Origin of the sequence: Halalkalibacter lacteus, assembly GCF_036663595.1 — a bacterium.
Lineage (GTDB): Bacteria > Bacillota > Bacilli > Bacillales > Bacillaceae_D > Halalkalibacter > Halalkalibacter lacteus.
In genome coordinates, this window is sequence record NZ_JAWRVL010000516.1 from 1 (window position 1) to 229 (window position 229).

The 229-nt window shown below is 35.8% G+C and carries 1 protein-coding gene; it reads right to left on the reverse strand.

The annotated features are described in order from the left end of the window. Positions 1 to 48: 48 nt before the first annotated feature. Positions 49 to 229 (reverse strand): hypothetical protein (locus tag SAZ04_RS23190; protein WP_332700196.1); only part of this gene is annotated, 181 nt, incomplete at its 5' end.

Genomic DNA, 229 nt, shown 5'->3' on the forward strand with positions numbered 1-229 from the left:
TTTTAAATCATTAACAAGGGTCGCTTGGTGTGTTAATACCTAAGAGCACTAGTGGATACCTTTGTATCTGCTTTTTTTGTGTTTCAAGGAAATTTTACATCTCTTATATTCACCTCTTAGCACCCAAAAATTAGGAGGATAACTAATGACTAGTCTAAAAGGTAAAGTTGCAATAATTACAGGTGCAAGTCGTTCAAAAGGAATAGGGGCAGCAATTTGTCGCTCACTT